Here is a 17,768-nt window from a genome sequence, read left to right on the forward strand (position 1 = left end):
AGATGTCCCAAACCATAACAGAAACGCCCCGGCAAGCCGGGGCGTTCTGGGAGATCACACGGAGGTAGGTTTTTTCAACTCAGCGAATACCATCCTGACGCAGCGCCGCCGGCTGGAAATCGGCCCGGGTGGCGGTGAAGCCGAAGTCATAGGCACGCCTCTCTTCGTTCTTCATGCCCAGCGCCAGGTAACGCCCGGACTGCAGGTCGTAGATGGCCTCCAGGGTGTACCACGGCACCTGGACGTTGTAGTAGTCCTGAGAGTGGGCCTCGGAAACACGCCACAGCTGGCCACGGCCGTCGTACTGGTCGATCACAGCGGCCTGCCAGGTGTCCTCGTCGATGTAGAAGTCACGCTTGGCGTAGATATGCCGCTGGCCTGGCTTCAGGGTCGCGACCACATGCCAGACACGGCGCAGCTCGTAGCGGGCCAGCTCCTGGTTGATATGCCCGGCCTTGAGGATGTCCGAATACTTCAGGCTTGGCGAATCGAGCTTGTAGCTGTTGGAGGCGATGTACATCTCCTTCTTGCCTTCGAGCTTCCACTCGTAGCGATCAGGCGCGCCGTTGTACATGTCCAGGTTGTCGGAGGTCCGCAACCCGTCGGCGGCGGTACCCGGACCGTCGTAGGAGACTTGCGGCGCCGCACGCACACGGCGCTGGCCGGCGTTGTAGATCCACGCCTTGCGCGGCTCCTTGACCTGGTCCAGGGTCTCGTGGACCAGCAGCACGGTACCGGCCAGGCGGGCTGGGGCGGTCACTTTCTGCTTGAAGTAGAACAGTACGTTGCCCGGGTTGCTCGGGTCGTAGTCCTTCATCCGGTCGCGGAAGACGAACTGGTCCTGGAAGTACACCAGGCTATAGGAGCCGTTTGCCTGTGGCGTGGCCTGGGTCACCAGGCGGGTCACGCTGCCGCCCCGGTAACGGGTGATGTGGTTCCAGATCACCTCCACGCCGCTCTTGGGAATCGGGAACGGCACAGCGGTCTGGAAGTCGTTCAGGCCGTTGCCGCCCTCGACCAAGGTGGTCTTGGTGGCGTTCTGCTTGATCGCGGCAAAGACCTCGTCAGGCACGGTGGAGCCACGGTGAGTCGGGTAAACCGGGATCTTGAAGGTCTCCGGATAGCGCTTGAACATCGCGACCTGGCCTGGCGACAGCTTGTCCTTGTACTGGTCGACGTTCTGCGCGGTGATGGTGAACAGTGGTTGTTCGTTGCCGTAAGGATCGGAGAGGAAGCCCTTGGCATCGGCGTTGCCCGCCGTTTTCGACAGGGGTTGCCAGGCGCTGATCGAACCGTCGGCATTACCGGCCTTCTCCGCGCCCATCGGTGTCAGTGTGGTCCCGAGCTTGGCCGCCTCGTCGGCGGAAACCGCAGCCATGACGCTGGTCGCCAGCAAGGACAGGCCCAGCACACCGGCTTTCAGCAGACTCTTGGTTGTATTCATTCTGGTGTCGTCCTGGATCAATATTCTTAGAAGTTCACGCCGAAGCTGAGGGCGATGAAGTCGCGGTCATCCACGGTGGTGTACTTGCCGTCGAAGAAGTTGGTGTACGACAGGCTCGCGGTGTAGGTGTTCTGGTACTCGGCGTCCAGCCCGAGGCTGATAGCCTTGCGGCCTTCCTCGAAGTTGCCGCCAGGACCGGGCGAATAACCGGAGACGTCATGGGACCAGGCCACGCTGGGCTTGAGGTTGACCCCGGCGAAGACGTCGTTGTAGTCCCAGATGGCGCGGGCGCGGTAACCCCAGGAGGTGCTGGTGGCGTAACCGTCGTTCTCGCACTTGCGGCTGAGGTTGGCCGTCTCGCCGCCACCGGAACCACCAATGGTGCTGTTGTTGAGGATTGCCGAGCAGGTATTGAGGCCGCCGGTATCCGGCAATGGGCCAGGGCCGTAGACCGGGTCACGACCATAACGGGCCTTGTGCGCGCTCTCCAGGCCACCGATGTGGGTCACGCCCACTTCACCCACCACGGTCAGGCGGCTGGCCCCCATGACCTGGTCGAAGAAGTGCGTCAGCGTAGTCTGGAACTGAGTGACTTCCTTGCGCCGGTAGCCGTGCAGGTCCTGGCCTGGGGTACCTTCCAGCAACGAGGCGTTACCCAGCGCGCCACCCAGCGGACGAACGCCGGCGAAGAGGATATCGGTGGTGTTCAACTGAACCGGAGCATTGGGCCGGTAGCTGATTTCGCCGCTCCACGCGGTGCCGGTCGGCAGGGTGGTGGAGAAGCTCAGGCCATACAGGCGGATGTCCTCGGGGTACTCGACGAAGTACTGCGAGTTGCCAGCCACGATCAACGGCGCCAGTGCCTGCAATGCCGGAGGTAGCGCACCGATGCCGGCGAACACCGACGGATCGGCGCCAGTGGCGCTGAAGATCGGGGCGCGGCTGTGGTAGTTCATGAAGTAGGCGCCGAACTCAGTGCCCAGCGGGTCGTACATGTAGCGCAGGGCAACGCCGAACTGGCCGCTGTCACGGGCGTCGCGGTCAGCACCACGGCGCACCATCACCCCCTCTTCGTTGAGGTTCACGCCCTGGCTGGCCAGGAAGGCCTGGGCAGCTGGCGGCACGGTACGGCTGCTGTTAAGCACGCGCAGGTTGTCGGTACAGCCGTCGGCGATGATGTCCGGCTGGGAGAAGAAGGTGCCGCAGTTGTCGACGACGGTCTGGTCCCATTCGAGTTGGTAGAAGGCCTCGGCCGAGAGGTTGTCGGTCAAGCTCTGGGAGACGTAGAACATGTTGACCGGGATCAGGCCTTCCTTGACCTCGGCGCCAGGGCGACGGAAGGCGGCCACGTCGATTGGGTTGATCGCGTTGATGCCGCTACCGATGAAGGTACTTTCACCCCAGCTCACCACCTGCTTGCCTAGGCGGACCGAGCCTGGCTGATCGCCAATGGAGTAGTTGTGGTAGATGAAGGCGTCGAGCAGTTCGGCACCGGACGACTTGGCGCCTTCCTTGCGGTTGGAGTCGCTGATGTCCTTGAACTGGCGGTGTTCATCCTTGAGCTCGAAGTCGTACCAGTACTTGCCCCGGACGAATATCCCGGTGTCGCCGTACTTGAGCTCCAGGTCGTGGATGCCCTTGAAGATCTTGGAGAAGGTTTCACCGCGTTTGAAGTTCAGGTGACCGTCGTCGGAGGTCTGCGACAAGCCCTTGCCGCCGTTGTTGACCCCGATCAGATTCTTGTTCGGTTTGGCCGTCGACCAGCTGGCCCCTACGGAGAGCGACGAGTCGAACTGGCCTTCGATTTCCCCGATGTTGAAACTGACGCCGAATGCAGGCCCGGCGAGCGTAGAAGCGAGGCTGACGGCCAGAGGCAGTTTAGCCCGGCGCCAGAACAGGTTTGCTGATGTCATCGACGCTACTCCATGTACTTTTTTTGTTATGGCAGTGAGTCCTTCCAGAAACGCCCCTGTCGTCCAGTGCGCTGGCACCTGCTTGCAGCAGCCGTGACATGCGCGATGGTGCGGCTCCTCGTTCCTGAAAATTCCCTGATCCGACTATAGCCAGCAGGTACAGGTGCTTGATCCCTCTAAAGTGTGATTTGCGTTCCCTGCTTGCGACCTGCCGCGAATAGCCGACCTGTGTGGTGGCAGAGGGAAGAATGGCTCAATTTCACCGTTTGACAAGCCGCGAGGCTCTCTGGCGTGCGGTTCACGCCCCGAAGGGCGTGAACGCTGCCAGCTCTTCACAGAGTCGATAGGAAAGCGCTGTTACTGGCCTGCCATTGGCTGACATCAACGCGGATACGCTTCTTGTCGAGCTTGCCAACGCTGGTCTTGGGAATTTCAGTAACAATGGCAATCTGACTCGGAATGGCCCACTTGTTGATGTGCCCCAGCTCGACAAAAGGCTTGAGATGGTCCTTGAGCGTCCGGGCGTCGATGCTCTGGTCCTGGTGCACCACCAGCAGGGCGAAGGGCCGCTCTCCCCACTGCGGATCGGCGATGCCGACCACCGCCACCTCGCGGACCGCCGGATGGCGACTGATCAGATCTTCCAGGTCGAGGGAGGAAATCCACTCGCCTCCTGTCTTGATCACATCCTTGATCCGATCGCGGATATCGATGAAACCCATGCTGTCGAGGGTGGCGACATCACCGGTGTGCAGCCAGCCGCCTTCCCAGAGTTCTTCGCTCTTGCCCGGCTCACGGAAGTATCCCATGGTCAGCCAGGGCGCGCGCAGCACCAGCTCGCCCTGGCTCTCGCCGTCGGCAGGAAGGAAATTGCCGTCGTCATCGACGATAGCCGCTTCCACCAGCGGCACTGGCACACCGGCCTTGATACGGTAGGTGACACGCTCATCCTCGCTGCCGGCCAGCAATTCGTCGTTGAGATGGGCGCAGGAGATCAGCGGGCAAGTCTCCGACATACCGTAGGCAGCGGTCAGCTGAATACCGCGGACCTTGGCCGCTTCGTATAGGGCGCGGTTGAGCGCGCTGCCGCCGATGATGATCTTCCAGCCGTCGAAGTCCTGCTGCTGGGCCGACTTGGCATTGAGCAGCATCTGCAGAATGGTCGGTACACAGTGGGAGAAGGTGACCTTTTCCTTGCGCCACAACTCGACCAGCAGCTCCGGGTCGTAGCGCCCCGGATAGACCTGCTTGATCCCGAGCATGGTGGCCGCGTAAGGAATGCCCCAGGCGTGCACATGGAACATCGGAGTGATGGGCATGTACACGTCGTTGCTGCCGAGCAGGCGCACACTGTCGATGCTGCCGGTGACCGACGCTTCAGCCAGGGTATGCAGCACCAACTGGCGGTGGGTGAAGTACACCCCCTTGGGGTTGCCGGTCGTGCCCGTGGTGTAGAAGGTGGTGGCCACCGAATTCTCGTCGAAGTCCGGGAAGTCGTAGTGCGGGCTGGCAGCGGCAAGCAACTGCTCGTACTCGCCGACCAGGTTGGGCAAATCGGCAGTCTTCTCCTCACCATCGGTCAGCAACAGGGTCTTCTCGACCGTGGTCAGTTGCCCGGCGATGGCCTGGTAGAGGCCGACGAAATCGCTGTTGACCAACACAAAGCGGTCTTCGGCGTGGTTCATGGTGTAGAGGATCTGCTCCGGCGACAGCCGCACATTGATGGTATGGACCACAGCGCCGATCATCGGAATGGCGAACATGCACTCCAGGTAGCGATGGCTGTCCCAGTCCATCACCGCCACGGTGTCGCCGGCCTTGACCCCCGCCTCGGTCAACACATTGGCCAGCCGCGCGATGCGCTCGTTGAGTTGCAGGTAGCTGAAGCGCAACTGGTCGCGATAGACGATTTCGCGAGTCTTTTCATAGCGGCCGCCGGACATCAGCAGACGTTTGATCAGCAACGGAAAGGAATAGGCGCCTTCGGCAGGCGGGATGATGCGAGTCTGCAGCATGGGAGTCCCTTATCTGGAGTAACACAGGTTGGGCGATTCAGCCCTTACTCTAGAACGGAGCTCCAGCGGTCAAATCAGCCAAAGGAATGATTTGACCGCTGCGGGTATGAGTGGCCATGTGCCTTTATGCCGGGGCCAATGGTCTTGCAAAACCCCGAACAGCGGCGGCACAACGGCCCTGCCCTCAATGCATCTCGGTCAAGGCGATCTTCACTCCCAACCCCACCAGCACAGCGCCCATGGCGCGGTCGAACCAGTGGCCCATGCGGGCGAACCCGGCGCGCACACGCTGCTGGCTGAACAACAGGGCCACCAGGCAGAACCACAGCCCGGTCGCCAACGCCAGGTAGACGCCATAGCCCGCCTGCACCAGCAACGGAGTGTGGGGGTCAATGACTACGGTGAACAGCGACAAGAAGAACAAGGTGGCCTTGGGGTTCAGGCCATTGGTCATGAAACCGGCCACATAGGCGGCGCGCCGGCTACGCAGCGCCGGAGTCGGCTGCATCCCCTCCTGCGCCGTTGGCGCCGGCCTGGCGCGCAAGGCCTTGAAGCCGATGTACAACAGGTAGGCGGCAGCCAGCCATTTCAGGGCGTTGAACAGCATGATCGACTGCGACACGATCAGCCCGATCCCCAGCAGCGAGTAACCGACATGCAGGAAGATCGCAGTCCCCACGCCAAAGGCGGTCCAGGTCCCGGCGCGACGGCCATGGGTCACGCTTTCGCGCACCACCACGGCGAAATCCGGGCCGGGGCTGGCCACGGCCAGCAGGTGAATCAGGGCAACGGTGAGAAATTCTGCCCAGTACATGGGACTGGCTCCTTGCAACAATTGGATACAAGCGGTGTAGATTACTGACTTGTCCTTCCGAGCGACAGGTACAGTTGAGGTGTATCTGTGCCTGCGGCGCGGCATGACATCCGCCTCTAAAAGGCGTTAACGTGCCCAGCCATTGCCCCACGACCTGAAGCCCAACGCCTCACCGCCACCACCGGAGTCCCCATGCCAAGCCTGCGTCGCGCCGTGTTTCTCGACCACCAGTCCCTGGACCTGGGGGACCTCGATCTGAGTCATCTGGAACAGCAGTTCGACAGCCTGCAGCTGTATCCGGCCACTGCCCCCGAGCAAGTCGCCGAGCGCCTCCAGGGCGCAACCGTGGCAATCAGCAACAAGGTCATGCTCGATGCCGCCAGCCTGGCGGCCAATCCACAACTGCAACTGATCCTGGTGGCCGCCACGGGCACCAACAATGTCGACCTGCAAGCCGCACGCGCCCAAGGCATCACTGTCTGCAACTGCCAGGGCTATGGCACGCCATCGGTGGCCCAGCACACCCTGGCTTTGCTGCTGGCCCTGGCCACGCGCCTATGCGACTACCGCCAGGCCGTTGCCGAGGGACAATGGGCAAAGGCCAGCCAGTTCTGCCTGCTGGACTTCCCCATCGTCGAGCTGGAAGGCAAAACCCTCGGCCTGCTCGGCCATGGCGAACTCGGTGGAGCCGTGGCACGGCTGGCCGAAGCGTTCGGCATGCGCGTATTGCTCGGGCAGATTCCAGGCCGCCCGGCGCGCGAAGGGCGCCTGCCGTTGGACGAGTTGCTGCCGCAAGTCGACGCCCTGACCCTACACTGCCCACTCAACGAACAGACCCGGCACATGATCGCTGCCCGCGAACTGGCGCTGCTCAAACCTGGCGCCCTGGTGGTGAACACCGCGCGTGGCGGGCTGATCGACGAACAGGCGCTGGCCGACGCTCTGCGCAACGGCCACCTGGGTGGCGCCGCCAGCGATGTGCTGAGCGTCGAACCGCCGGTCAACGGCAACCCGCTGCTGGAGCCGGACATTCCGCGCCTGATCATTACCCCGCACAGTGCCTGGGGAGCGGTGGAGTCACGCCAGCGCATCGTCGGGCAACTGAGCGAGAACGCCCAGGCCTACTTCGCTGGCCAGCCACGGCGGGTAGTGGGCTAAGCACCTGCCTGCTCTGATACACTCCGCCACTTTTTTCAGGAGGCGTCGTTCATGGACCCGCGCAGTGAAGTGTTGCTTCGTCAGGCCGAACTTTTCCAAGGGCCGCTGCTGCTCGCCGGACTGCCCGCCGATGACCTGCTCGGCCAACTGCCCAAGGCCAGCGGCTGGAGCTGGCATGCCGGCGACCAGGCCCTGCTCGACAGCCGCTTCCACGGCCGTAGCCACTATGGTGTGGACGTGCCCGGCGCCGCCTTCGACGCCGCCGTGCTGTTCCTGCCCAAATCCCGCGAACTGGCGGCCTACCTGCTCAATGCCTTGGCGGCGCGCCTGGCTGGCCGCGAGCTGTACCTGGTCGGCGAGAAGCGTGGCGGCATCGAAGGCGCGGCCAAGCAACTGCAGGCCTTCGGCAAACCGCGCAAGCTCGACAGTGCGCGTCACTGCCAGCTGTGGCAGGTAACGGTGGATAACGTGCCTGAAGCCAAGCCCCTGGAGACCCTGGCCGAACGCTTCGAACTGCCGCTGTCCGACGGCCCGCTGCAGGTGGTCAGCCTGCCAGGCGTATTCAGTCATGGCCGCCTGGACAAAGGCACAGCCCTGTTGCTGGAGCATCTCGACGATCTGCCGGTCGGCCATGTGCTGGACTTCGGCTGCGGTGCAGGCATCCTCGGCGCGACGGTGAAACGCCGCTACCCGGCCAGCCAGGTGACCCTGCTGGATGTCGATGCCTTCGCGGTTGCCAGCAGCCGCCTGACCTTGGCTGCCAATGGTCTGGAAGGTGAGGTGATCAGCGGGGATGGTATCGCTGCCGCGCCCCAGGACCTGGTGCTGATCCTGAGCAATCCACCGTTCCATACCGGCGTGCGCACGGATTATCAGGCCTCGGAAAGCCTGCTAAAAAAATCCAGCGAACATCTTCGAAAAGGTGGCGAACTACGCTTAGTAGCCAATAGTTTCCTGCGCTATCAACCACTGATCGAAGGCGCCCTGGGCAATTGCCAGACCCGTGCTGAAGCCCAGGGTTTTCGGATTTACCAAGCAACACGCGGATAAAAACAGGGCTTGCGCAAAGCGGATCACCTAGGCAGAATCCGCCCCGTCCTAGGGGAGTAGTCTCCCGCGAGCACCCTGCTCGCCCGGCACGCGTCAACACACTTGGCCCACAGGCCATGGCGCGTGCGACCCAGCTCTGAAAAGAGAGATCCGCGCAGACGGATCCAGGGTTTGACAAGACCTATGACACGCACACCTTACCCGGGGCGGGGAGGTCGTACGTGTCATAGCCGTGTCGACCCGCCCCCGTAGGAATCCTGATGCTGGAATCATTGCTCGTCCCGACCGCGATCGTCGCCCTTGCCGAAATCGGTGACAAGACGCAATTGCTCGCGCTCATTCTCGCGGCCCGCTTTCGCAAGCCTTGGCCAATCATCGCCGGCATCGTCGCCGCCACCCTGGCCAACCATGCCGCCGCCGGCGCGGTAGGTGCCTGGGTCAGCGCCTTCCTCAGTGAAACGGTCCTGCACTGGATCCTCGCCGCCAGCTTCACAGCCACAGCCCTGTGGACCCTGGTCCCAGACAAGATGGATGACGACGAATCCAGCTCCGCCCGCCGCTTCGGCCCGTTCGTGACGACCCTGATCGCCTTTTTCCTCGCCGAAATCGGCGACAAAACCCAAGTCGCCACGGTAATGCTGGCGGCCCAGTACCCGCACCTGATCATGGTCATCATCGGCACCACCCTGGGCATGCTGATCGCCAACGTACCGGTGGTACTGGCGGGCAACTTCGCAGCCGAGAAATTGCCGCTGACGCTGATCCGCCGCCTGGCTGCCACCGCCTTCTTCGTCCTCGCCATCGTGGCGGTCTACTCGGCGATGAAGGCCAGCGGCTGGATTGGATAAGCCAGGGATCGGGGGCGACTCCAGGGGGCGGGCACAAGTGATACATTGCCCTTACTGGCCCATCGCAGACAGCACAGGCTTTCTGCATGCCTCCACTCTTGCGGTCGCCGCAGCCCCCTGTAGGAGCCTGCGTCAACTGGCGATGCAAAGCGCAGCCTTGCCAAAGGCAGGGCTGCCCGGCAGCCCATCGAGAGCAAAGCCCTCGCTTACCGACACACCGCCTGCGATGGGCCCGGGCAACGCCAGCGACTTACTTCTTGGCCGCCTGATACAACGGCATCACCTTCGGAATCGCCGCCTGCAACGAGGCAATCCGGCTGTCGGACGCCGGGTGCGTGCTCATGAACTCCGGCTGCGAACCGCCCGAGGCCTGGCTCATCTTGTTCCATAGGGTGATCGCGGCGTTCGGGTCGTAGCCGGCGCGAGCCGCCAGCTCCAGGCCAATCAGGTCGGCCTCGTTCTCGTTGGCGCGACTGTTGGGCAAGGTCATGGCGTACTGCACTACCGTATCGGCTACCGCCAAGCTGTCCTGCCCCAGGCCGAGCAAGGCACCTGCACCTTGGCGGGCCATCTGCACACCATAGGCTTTGGACATGGCTTCACGCCCGTGTTCACGCAGGGCGTGGGCGATCTCGTGGCCCATGACCGCGGCGATCTCGTCGTCAGTCAGCTTGAGCTTGGTGATCAGGCCACTGTAGAAGATGATCTTGCCGCCAGGACCGCAGTTGGCATTGAGTTCGTCACTCTGGATCAGGTTGACTTCCCACTTCCACTGGGCGGCATCTGGGCGGAACTGCGGCGCCTGGGCGATCAGCCGGTCGGCGATGGCCTGGACCCGCTTGGCATTAGCGCTGGTCTTGTCCAGCACACCTTGGCTCGAAGCCTCGCCCAGAGTCTGCTGGTATGACTGGGCATACATCTGATTGACCTCGTCGGTCGAGAGCATGCTGAACATGTACTGCTTGCGTTCGACACCCACCGCGCCACCGCTGGTGGTGTTCACCGCCTGACAGCCGGCCAGCAGGATGCTGGCGCCCAGTACACTGACAACAAAGGATCTACGCATGAAAACACTCCCTTTTTACATGCCGCGTATCCTAGGCCGACTTGCCTGACCCCGCTATAGCCACTAGGAAGTTTTCTCCCGGCGGCAGCCCGAGCCGGGAGTGCCCCATCAGGCCGGGGTGAGGCACTCCGGCGCATCGAGCTTCGGGTCGTTGACAAAGGTCGCCAGCACCCGCTCGCGCAAGCTCACCGGGTCGCTGGCCAGCAACTCATGCAAGCGCGGCAGCAGCGTATCCGGGTCGAGCCAGGCTGCCTGGCCTTCGGCATCGAGGATCAGTGGCCGGCGCTGGCTCATCGCGGCCTGGGTCACCACGGCACAGCTCAGCCACACCTGCTCCTGTACCGGGTAGGCCTCCCAGATCGCGGCGAAGTACAGCGACGAGCCCTCCCCCGGCGTCAGCCAGTAAGGGCGTTTGCGCACGTTGCCGCGCCACTCATAGAAACCGTTGGCCGGCATCAGGCAACGGCGCAGGCGAAACGCCTCGCGAAACATCGGTTGCTCCACCAAGGTTTCGGCACGGGCATGGGCGGGCGTGCGCGACAGGTCGGTCAACCAGGGGGGGGTCAGCCCCCAACGGGCCCGTGCCAGCTGCCGCTGGCCGTCAAGCTGCCGCTGGATCAGCACCGAGGCGCCGGGGGAGATGTTCCATTGCGCCTGCTGGTCAGCAGGAAAACCTGGCAAGGCGGCAAAAGCCGGGGACCAGCGAAACAGGGCGTAGCGTCCACACATGAGCGATCAAGACCTAGCAAATCAGGGTTCCGGGAATGCTCTCCGGTTCGTCGCCGGCAAGTGGCTGGGCGCCATTGTACTCGGCGATCAGCTGCCGTGCGTAATCGGCCTGCTCGTCGGCCACCGCCAGGCCCAACAACCCCTGCATCGGCAGCTCGCCGACCGCGCCCATCAGGTCACGCCCGACCAAGTGCACCTCGATACCTTCACTATCAAGCATGCCGATCAGCAGCTCGGCCTCCAGCAGGCTCTCCGGCTCGTAGATTCGCCGCATCAGTCATCCTCGCGTTTCACATCGAGCATCCATTCGTCACCATGTACCTGCAGGATGAACACGACCGGACGGCAGCAGACCTGGCAATCCTCGATATAGGTCTGGTCGCCGCCCGACAGGTCAAGGGTGGTCTCGACCTCTTCACCGCAATAAGGACAATCGTAGATCGCAGTTTCCAGCATCGCGGCCTCCGCAGTGACTTGTGCGTATAATTGCCGGTCTATTTACAGGTCCTGTGTGTGTCCGAGCCTTTTTTTCGGCCCCCGGCCTTACCTTATTACCCTAGCCGTTTCCAACAAGAGAGCATGATGGGCGAATTCGATGCCATCCGACCGTACGACGACGCTGAGGTCCCTGCCGTTCTGGCACGCCTGCTCAGCGACCCGGCATTCCTCGATATCCTCACCCACTTCCGCTTCCCACGTGCGGCCGGTGCCTTCGGCTGGTTGCTCAAACCCCTGATCGCCCGGCGCCTGCGCAAGGAGTTCGCTGGAGTCAATTGCGTTTCGACCTTGCAAGACAAAGTCGAGTACTACGTCGACCAAACCATCGAACGCGCCACAGATGGCGTCACCTATACCGGGGTCGAGCAACTCAAGTCAGGCACCGCCTACCTGTTCCTGGCCAACCACCGTGACATCGTCATGGACCCGGCCTTCGTCAACTATGCGGTGTACCACGCCGGCCTGCCGACGCCACGCATCGCCATCGGCGACAACCTGCTGCAGAAGCCTTTCGTCAGCGACATGATGCGCCTGAACAAGAGCTTCATCGTGCACCGCTCGCTCAGTGGCCGCCGCGAGAAGCTCGCGGCCTACCAACTGCTGTCGGCCTACATCAATCATTCGATCCGCAACGATTGCGTATCGATCTGGATCGCCCAAGCTGAAGGACGCGCCAAGGACGGTGACGACCGCACCGACTCAGCGATCCTCAAAATGTTCCACATGAGCCGCAAGAGCGAGCCGTTCGGCGCGGTGATCCAGAGCCTGAACCTGATCCCGGTGTCGATCAGCTACGAGTACGACCCCTGCGACCTGGCCAAGGCCCGGGAGCTGTACATCCGCGCCACCACGGGCACCTACAGCAAGGAGCCCGGGGAAGATGACATCAGCATCGCCCAAGGCATCACCGGCTACAAAGGCCGCGTGCACATCAACTTTGCCCCGCCGGTGACCGAGTATTTCGAGGACACCAAGCAACTGGCAGGGGAAATCGACCGCCTGATCCTCGGTGGCTACCGGTTGTTCCCGGTGCATTACCTGGCGTATGCGGCGTGGGCCGAGGCTGACCCTACGCTGACGGTGCCAGCGGTGGACACGCTGTTCCCGGCCGAGGAACTGGCAGCCGCCCGGACAGAATGGCAGCGTCGCCTGGACGCCTGCCCGATCGAGCACCAACCGTACCTGATCCAGCAGTATGCGACGCCGGTGCGCAATCAGTACCAGGTCAAGGCAGCCAGCCCGGTCTTGTAGGCCCATGGGCTCTGCCGGGGTTGCAGCCTAGCGGCAGGCTCGCTCAGAGCCAGGTACTGAACCAGGACAGCAACAGCGCCATGGCCAGAAAGGAAAAGCCCAGGATGTAGTAGAAACGGTGCACACGCTGCCTCAGGTCATCGACCAGCGTGTCATCGGTCGCCAGGCTTTCACGGACCAAGACTTCGCGGCGCCGGGCGCTGTGCAGCAACAGGCCGCCAGGGCAGGTAATCAGCAGGGCCAGCAGGTTGATCAGCTTGGCCGGATGGGCGGCCAGCAGCCCCCAGAGCACTTGCAACGACATCGCAGAACCTCGAAAAAATACAGCGAAGGCCGGCATTCTACCCAAGCCAGCCCTACCCGCCTGCCCTTTGCGACAAAATGACGGTTGATTTCATCTGTCACACGCTCGTCATCCAGACAAGCCACCCTGTCGGCCTTTGCCTCATACCGGAGCTTGTCATGCTGCACGCCGAAAACCAGGATCGCCTCTATCTGGTCGCCCAGAGCGACGAACAGCAAGCGCTGATCGACGGTTTCGCCATCAATGTCCAAGACCGGCAGTGGCTGGTCTATTGCGCCCTTGGTGGCCATGCCCACCAAGACTTGCCCGAAGTCGATGCGCAGACGGGTATCAGCATGCTCGACCTCTACGTCGAAGCTGCCTGACGCCCCGGGAACGAAAAAGCCCGCTGCCTGGTCGCCAGGCAGCGGGCTTTTTCATGCTGGTCGCAGAAGCTTACTCGCCCAGTACCTGACCGATGGTCGGGTCCTTGAACAGGCGGGTCAGGGCATCGCTGAGCACATCGCCGACCAGCTTGGTGTTGGTTTCCTGGTTCGGCGCCATGCCGAAGCGCTGGTCCAGCGAGGCGCCATAACGGCCGCTGTAGCGGCGGGTGGCGTTGGATACGTCAGCGCGGAAGGTAGCACCGATGGTGGCTTCGGTCACATACAGGCCTTCCTTGGGCGACTGGTACTTCAGCTCCGCCAAAGTCACGGTCAGTTGCGGTGCGTTGTTGGCATTGGCCGTCGGGGTGAAACCGAGCAGGCGCACCGCAGCTTCGGCCTGGGCCTGCAACTTGGGCAGGATGTCGTTGCCGCTGACAGTGATGGTGCTGGTCTCGGGGTACAGGCCGCCACGGGTGCCCAAGGCCTGTGACGAGCGGCCATCGACTACCTTCACCACCACCGGCTGACCATGGCCGACCGGCGCCAGCTGGGCGGTGAGCTTGGGTTGCGGGCTGAGTTGTTGCGGACTGTGGGCACAACCGACCAGGCTCAGGCTGGCCACCGCGATCAAACCGAACAACAGACGTTGCAACATGCGTATTTCTCCAGAAAAAGCCGCAAAGGCGCCAGTATACCCAGGCTCTGTTCCCGTTTCATTCACGACCGCACAGGAGAGTGAAACGGACACAGCCCCAGGCTCCGAAGCATCCCGCGCCCCTGTCACAATGGCTTAACGACCTCGACGTTATGATCGGCGCAGACACACAAACAGGACACCTCGCCATGGCCTCGCTCTGGACCCTGCTCTTCCACCGCCCGCGCCACAACAGCTACGTCCGTCTGGATGCCGAGGGCAATTGCCTGGCGTTCAAGCAATGCACCCAGCCACCGGCCAGCAGCGGCTGGGTCCAGGTCAATGAAACCAATCTGGGCTGGCTGGGCCGTCCGCTGCCGGCCAGCGCCCGGGTTTGCGCCCGTGCAAGCCGTCGCTGGCAACAACGCATCCTGCCCGCTTGACAAAAACCGTAAGAAAAGTCGCGAAGAAAGACCTTTTCTGCCCGAGACATCGTTATAATCTCCCCCCGATTATAAGGACGTCTCCTGATCGGGCCCCGCAAATCGCCGAAATGACCAACGGCACCCTTCCGCTTCGCCCACAGAGAGCCTTCCACTTCAGGTCTTGCACCAGCTGATGCGCCTGCGTTTCCGGCCTTCTGCTCTGCACGAACCTGCGGGTTGCCATCGCGCAGTCCTTTTGAGGTTCACGACTCCAAAAGAGCGTGAAAAAACGGGTTTTCACAACTTCACGAGAGTGTGGCGAGCAAATGAACAGTCTGGCATGTGCAAAAGCGACAGATACGTCCCGAACAGCCCCGAACAGCTGGCAAAAGTGCTCATCCTGGATGGGTGCCTGAAGCCGGTCCACAACGCACGACGGGTACCCTTGACCATAAGTCGAATTGCCGCACTGGCGGCAAGAAGCGTTCAATAACACGAACGCAAAGACCGGTTGGCGGTGTCCGCGGAAGTTGCAAGAACTGCGAAGAATCGGACATGGCGATCCTGGCGACCCCAGGGATCCTATGCTGTCAATTTGGTGCTGTAGATTTTGGAGACGCGTTAAATGGCGCAGAACGAAGCAGTTGATGTAGTACTGGTAGGCGCGGGCATCATGAGTGCCACCCTGGCCGTACTGCTCAAGGAACTCGACCCGACGATCAAGCTGGAAGTCGTCGAAGCGATGGACTCCGGAGCCGCGGAAAGTTCCAATCCCTGGAACAACGCCGGTACCGGCCATGCCGGCCTGTGCGAGCTGAACTACACGCCCCAGGCCGCCGATGGCAGCATCGACATCAAGAAAGCGGTGCATATCAACACCCAGTTCGAGGTTTCCCGGCAGTTCTGGGCCTACCTGAGCAAGAAAGGCGGCTTCGGCTCGCCACGCGCATTCATCAGCCCCGTCCCACACCTGAGCTATGTCGAGGGTGACAAGGGTATTTCCTTCCTCAAGAAGCGCTTCGAGCTGCTCAAGCAGCACCACGCCTTCGCCGAGATGGAATACACCGAGGACAAGGCAGTGATGAACGAGTGGATGCCGCTGATGATGCCGGGCCGCCCGGCTGACCAACGCATCGCCGCCACCCGTGTGATCAAGGGCACCGACGTCAACTTCGGCGCCCTGACCAACAAGCTGCTCAAGCACCTCGGCAACGCCGAGAACGCTCAAGTCAAGTACTGCAAGAAGGTCACCGGCCTGCGTCGCAACGCCAACGGCTGGACCGTCAGCATCAAGGACGTCAACAGCGGCAGCACCCGTGAAGTCGATGCCCGCTTCGTCTTCCTCGGTGCTGGCGGCGCGGCCCTGCCACTGCTGCAGCTGTCGGGCATCGAAGAAAGCAAGGGCTTCGGTGGCTTCCCAGTCAGCGGCCAATGGCTGCGTTGCGACAACCCCGAGATCGTCAAGCGCCACCAAGCCAAGGTCTACAGTCAGGCCGCGGTCGGCGCACCGCCCATGTCGGTACCGCACCTGGACACCCGCGTGGTGGACGGCAAGAAGTCCTTGCTGTTCGGCCCCTACGCGGGTTTCACCACCAAGTTCCTCAAGCACGGATCGCTGCTCGACCTGCCGCTGTCGGTACGCATGGGTAACATCGGTCCGATGCTGGCCGTGGCCCGTGACAACATGGACCTGACCAAATACCTGGTCAGCGAAGTGATGCAGTCGATGGAGCAACGCCTGGAGTCCCTACGCCGCTTCTATCCAGAGGCCAAGGCCGAGGACTGGCGTCTGGAAGTGGCTGGCCAGCGCGTGCAGATCATCAAGAAGGATCCGAAGAAAGGCGGCATCCTGCAGTTCGGCACCGAACTGGTCGCGGCCAAGGACGGCAGCCTGGCTGCCCTGCTGGGCGCGTCGCCAGGTGCTTCGGTGACGGTGTCGATCATGCTCGAACTGATCGAGCGCTGCTTCCCCGAACAGGCCAAGGGTGCCTGGGCCGCCAAGCTCAAGGAAATCTTCCCGGCCCGGGAAAAGACCCTGGCGACCGACGCCGCCCTGTACCACAAGATCAGCGCCTACAACGACGAAGCTCTGGAACTGGTGGAAAACAGCCCAGCCCAGCACTACGCCTGAAACACCTAAGCAAAGAAAAGCGCCCCTCGGGGTAATGCTGTTCACTTAAGCTGGAGCGCCTCCAAGTGGGGCTGCTACGCAGCCCATCGCGACACAAGGCCGCTCCCACAAGGCAAACCCTCTGTGGGAGCGGCCTTGTGTCGCGATGGGCGCGCAGCGGCCCCAAAGTCTTAAGTGAACAGCATTACCCTCGGGGCGTTTTTTGTGCCTGTGCGACAAGGACACACTCATCGCCCACCACTACAGCGCTAAATCTGTAGAGCGCGCTGTAGCGGTGGGCGCAGCGGTTCAGCTGCGGGCGTTGTCGATGATCTCAATGTACTCGGCGGCATTGCGCTGGTCGGCGATCAGCTCGACGAACGTCTTGCCGTGCTCATCCTTGCCGTCCAGGTCCAGGCCGGCCTCGACGAAGAAACCGACGAAACGCTCGAAGTCATCGACGCGCAGGCCGCGGTAGGCCTTGATCAGCTTGTGCAGAGAAGGCGAGGTCACGCCATCGGCCGGCTCGAATATGAGGAACGACTTGACGTAGTCGTCGCTGATCTCGTCACCAATCACTTGTTTCTTGTCTTTACGCATTGCCGACTCCAACTGGGCCATCACGGATACTTCAAAGGCCGGCAGTTTACCCCCCGCTGGCGGCGCGTCTCAACGCGTACGTACGGTACCGGTATGCAGATCGGCCCAGACATGGCCATTCGGGTAACTGAGGAACTGCACATAAAGGGTGTCATGGCGCAGCAGGTCGATGATCACCGGATAGTCGCTCATGGGGTAGTTCAGCTTCAGGATGCGCGTCTTGCTGTCGTAGACCGGCTTCTTCAGGCTCTTGCCGCCATCGCCGTCGAAGCTGATCAGCACCTGGCTGACGCTCGCGCCCTTGCTCAAAGGTTTGCCCTTCAGCCGCATCAGCAAGGATGAGGTGATCGGGATCGGTTGCTGGCTGGACTGGCGCTGGGTGCCAACCACGATCGAATAGTCGGTTACCTGCAGCAGTTGCTGGCTCTCTGGCGCTTCCTGACGCAGGGCTAGGTCGTCGGGCGGAAGGAACTGGCTGTGCAGCGGCGCCGCAGACAGCGGCAGGCTCACTGCCAGCAGGAAGGGAAGAATCGCACGCATGTAG

At 62.2% G+C, this 17,768-nt stretch carries 19 protein-coding genes and 1 riboswitch; of the genes, 7 read left to right on the forward strand and 12 right to left on the reverse strand.

Going from position 1 to position 17,768, the window contains the following annotated elements:
- Nucleotides 1-79 precede the first annotated feature (79 nt).
- The 4 genes from ACYU03_RS21560 to ACYU03_RS21575 form a co-directional block, all read right to left on the reverse strand.
- The gene (locus ACYU03_RS21560; RefSeq protein WP_461886651.1) at nucleotides 80-1,444 is read right to left on the reverse strand and encodes a DUF1329 domain-containing protein; all 1,365 of its coding nucleotides are present in this window, start codon (nucleotides 1,442-1,444) and stop codon (nucleotides 80-82) included.
- A 26-nt stretch (nucleotides 1,445-1,470) separates the two neighbouring features.
- Nucleotides 1,471-3,357 carry a DUF1302 domain-containing protein gene (locus tag ACYU03_RS21565; RefSeq protein WP_461886652.1) on the reverse strand — a complete coding sequence of 629 codons (1,887 nt, stop codon included), beginning with the start codon at nucleotides 3,355-3,357 and terminating at the stop codon, nucleotides 1,471-1,473.
- A gap of 332 nt (nucleotides 3,358-3,689) precedes the next feature.
- Entirely contained in the window at nucleotides 3,690-5,372 is a 1,683-nt protein-coding gene (locus ACYU03_RS21570; protein ID WP_461886653.1) for a fatty acid--CoA ligase, read from the reverse strand.
- Nucleotides 5,373-5,556: 184 nt separating this feature from the next.
- Nucleotides 5,557-6,186 carry a LysE family translocator gene (locus ACYU03_RS21575; protein ID WP_461886654.1) on the reverse strand — a complete coding sequence of 210 codons (630 nt, stop codon included), beginning with the start codon at nucleotides 6,184-6,186 and terminating at the stop codon, nucleotides 5,557-5,559.
- A gap of 192 nt (nucleotides 6,187-6,378) precedes the next feature.
- On the opposite strand from ACYU03_RS21575, the gene ACYU03_RS21580 reads away from it, so the two are divergent.
- The 3 genes from ACYU03_RS21580 (at nucleotide 6,379) to ACYU03_RS21590 (ending at nucleotide 9,242) form a co-directional block, all read left to right on the forward strand.
- Nucleotides 6,379-7,344 (forward strand): 2-hydroxyacid dehydrogenase, encoded by a 966-nt coding sequence (locus ACYU03_RS21580; protein ID WP_461886655.1) that lies wholly within the window; start codon nucleotides 6,379-6,381, stop codon nucleotides 7,342-7,344.
- Between the two features lie 51 nt (nucleotides 7,345-7,395).
- Nucleotides 7,396-8,394 carry a methyltransferase gene (locus tag ACYU03_RS21585; protein WP_461886656.1) on the forward strand — a complete coding sequence of 333 codons (999 nt, stop codon included), beginning with the start codon at nucleotides 7,396-7,398 and terminating at the stop codon, nucleotides 8,392-8,394.
- 39 nt (nucleotides 8,395-8,433) lie between these two features.
- A riboswitch (yybP-ykoY riboswitch) is annotated at nucleotides 8,434-8,567 on the forward strand.
- 90 nt (nucleotides 8,568-8,657) lie between these two features.
- Nucleotides 8,658-9,242: a TMEM165/GDT1 family protein gene (locus ACYU03_RS21590; RefSeq protein WP_461891520.1), complete on the forward strand. Its 585-nt coding sequence runs from the start codon at nucleotides 8,658-8,660 to the stop codon at nucleotides 9,240-9,242.
- Nucleotides 9,243-9,492: 250 nt separating this feature from the next.
- Here ACYU03_RS21590 and ACYU03_RS21595 read toward each other — a convergent pair whose 3' ends face one another.
- From ACYU03_RS21595 to ACYU03_RS21610, 4 genes are all read right to left on the reverse strand, one after another.
- Nucleotides 9,493-10,308, reverse strand: a complete 816-nt coding sequence (locus ACYU03_RS21595; protein WP_461886657.1) for a M48 family metallopeptidase — start codon at nucleotides 10,306-10,308, stop codon at nucleotides 9,493-9,495.
- Nucleotides 10,309-10,416: 108 nt separating this feature from the next.
- On the reverse strand, nucleotides 10,417-11,037 hold the full coding sequence (locus ACYU03_RS21600; protein ID WP_461886658.1) for an SOS response-associated peptidase: 621 nt from the start codon (nucleotides 11,035-11,037) through the stop codon (nucleotides 10,417-10,419).
- Nucleotides 11,038-11,050: 13 nt separating this feature from the next.
- Nucleotides 11,051-11,311: a putative signal transducing protein gene (locus ACYU03_RS21605; RefSeq protein ID WP_461886659.1), complete on the reverse strand. Its 261-nt coding sequence runs from the start codon at nucleotides 11,309-11,311 to the stop codon at nucleotides 11,051-11,053.
- Nucleotides 11,311-11,493, reverse strand: coding sequence for a CPXCG motif-containing cysteine-rich protein (locus tag ACYU03_RS21610; protein ID WP_461886660.1), 183 nt, complete (start codon nucleotides 11,491-11,493; stop codon nucleotides 11,311-11,313). The genes ACYU03_RS21605 and ACYU03_RS21610 overlap by 1 nt, the downstream gene beginning before the upstream one ends.
- A 126-nt stretch (nucleotides 11,494-11,619) precedes the next feature.
- On the opposite strand from ACYU03_RS21610, the gene ACYU03_RS21615 reads away from it, so the two are divergent.
- The gene (locus ACYU03_RS21615) at nucleotides 11,620-12,786 is read left to right on the forward strand and encodes a 1-acyl-sn-glycerol-3-phosphate acyltransferase (RefSeq protein WP_461891521.1); all 1,167 of its coding nucleotides are present in this window, start codon (nucleotides 11,620-11,622) and stop codon (nucleotides 12,784-12,786) included.
- A 43-nt stretch (nucleotides 12,787-12,829) separates the two neighbouring features.
- Here ACYU03_RS21615 and ACYU03_RS21620 read toward each other — a convergent pair whose 3' ends face one another.
- Nucleotides 12,830-13,090 carry a hypothetical protein gene (locus ACYU03_RS21620; protein WP_461886661.1) on the reverse strand — a complete coding sequence of 87 codons (261 nt, stop codon included), beginning with the start codon at nucleotides 13,088-13,090 and terminating at the stop codon, nucleotides 12,830-12,832.
- Between the two features lie 158 nt (nucleotides 13,091-13,248).
- On the opposite strand from ACYU03_RS21620, the gene ACYU03_RS21625 reads away from it, so the two are divergent.
- Nucleotides 13,249-13,455 carry a hypothetical protein gene (locus ACYU03_RS21625; RefSeq protein WP_461886662.1) on the forward strand — a complete coding sequence of 69 codons (207 nt, stop codon included), beginning with the start codon at nucleotides 13,249-13,251 and terminating at the stop codon, nucleotides 13,453-13,455.
- Nucleotides 13,456-13,525: 70 nt separating this feature from the next.
- Here the strand turns inward: ACYU03_RS21625 and ACYU03_RS21630 are convergent, their stop codons facing one another.
- A complete protein-coding gene (locus tag ACYU03_RS21630; RefSeq protein WP_461886663.1) occupies nucleotides 13,526-14,110 on the reverse strand; it encodes a YajG family lipoprotein in 585 nt (194 codons plus the stop codon).
- 188 nt (nucleotides 14,111-14,298) lie between these two features.
- Between ACYU03_RS21630 and ACYU03_RS21635 the strand changes: the two genes are divergently transcribed.
- Nucleotides 14,299-14,532 carry a hypothetical protein gene (locus ACYU03_RS21635; protein ID WP_461886664.1) on the forward strand — a complete coding sequence of 78 codons (234 nt, stop codon included), beginning with the start codon at nucleotides 14,299-14,301 and terminating at the stop codon, nucleotides 14,530-14,532.
- A gap of 607 nt (nucleotides 14,533-15,139) precedes the next feature.
- The gene (gene mqo / locus ACYU03_RS21640; protein ID WP_461886665.1) at nucleotides 15,140-16,645 is read left to right on the forward strand and encodes a malate dehydrogenase (quinone); all 1,506 of its coding nucleotides are present in this window, start codon (nucleotides 15,140-15,142) and stop codon (nucleotides 16,643-16,645) included.
- Nucleotides 16,646-16,933: 288 nt separating this feature from the next.
- Here the strand turns inward: mqo and ACYU03_RS21645 are convergent, their stop codons facing one another.
- Complete coding sequence (locus ACYU03_RS21645) at nucleotides 16,934-17,224, reverse strand: PA4642 family protein (RefSeq protein WP_461886666.1); 291 nt, start codon at nucleotides 17,222-17,224, stop codon at nucleotides 16,934-16,936.
- A 69-nt stretch (nucleotides 17,225-17,293) separates the two neighbouring features.
- Nucleotides 17,294-17,764 (reverse strand): hypothetical protein, encoded by a 471-nt coding sequence (locus ACYU03_RS21650; RefSeq protein ID WP_461886667.1) that lies wholly within the window; start codon nucleotides 17,762-17,764, stop codon nucleotides 17,294-17,296.
- Between the last annotated feature and the right edge of the window lie 4 nt (nucleotides 17,765-17,768).

The sequence above is a fragment of the Pseudomonas sp. X10 genome, assembly GCF_054889225.1.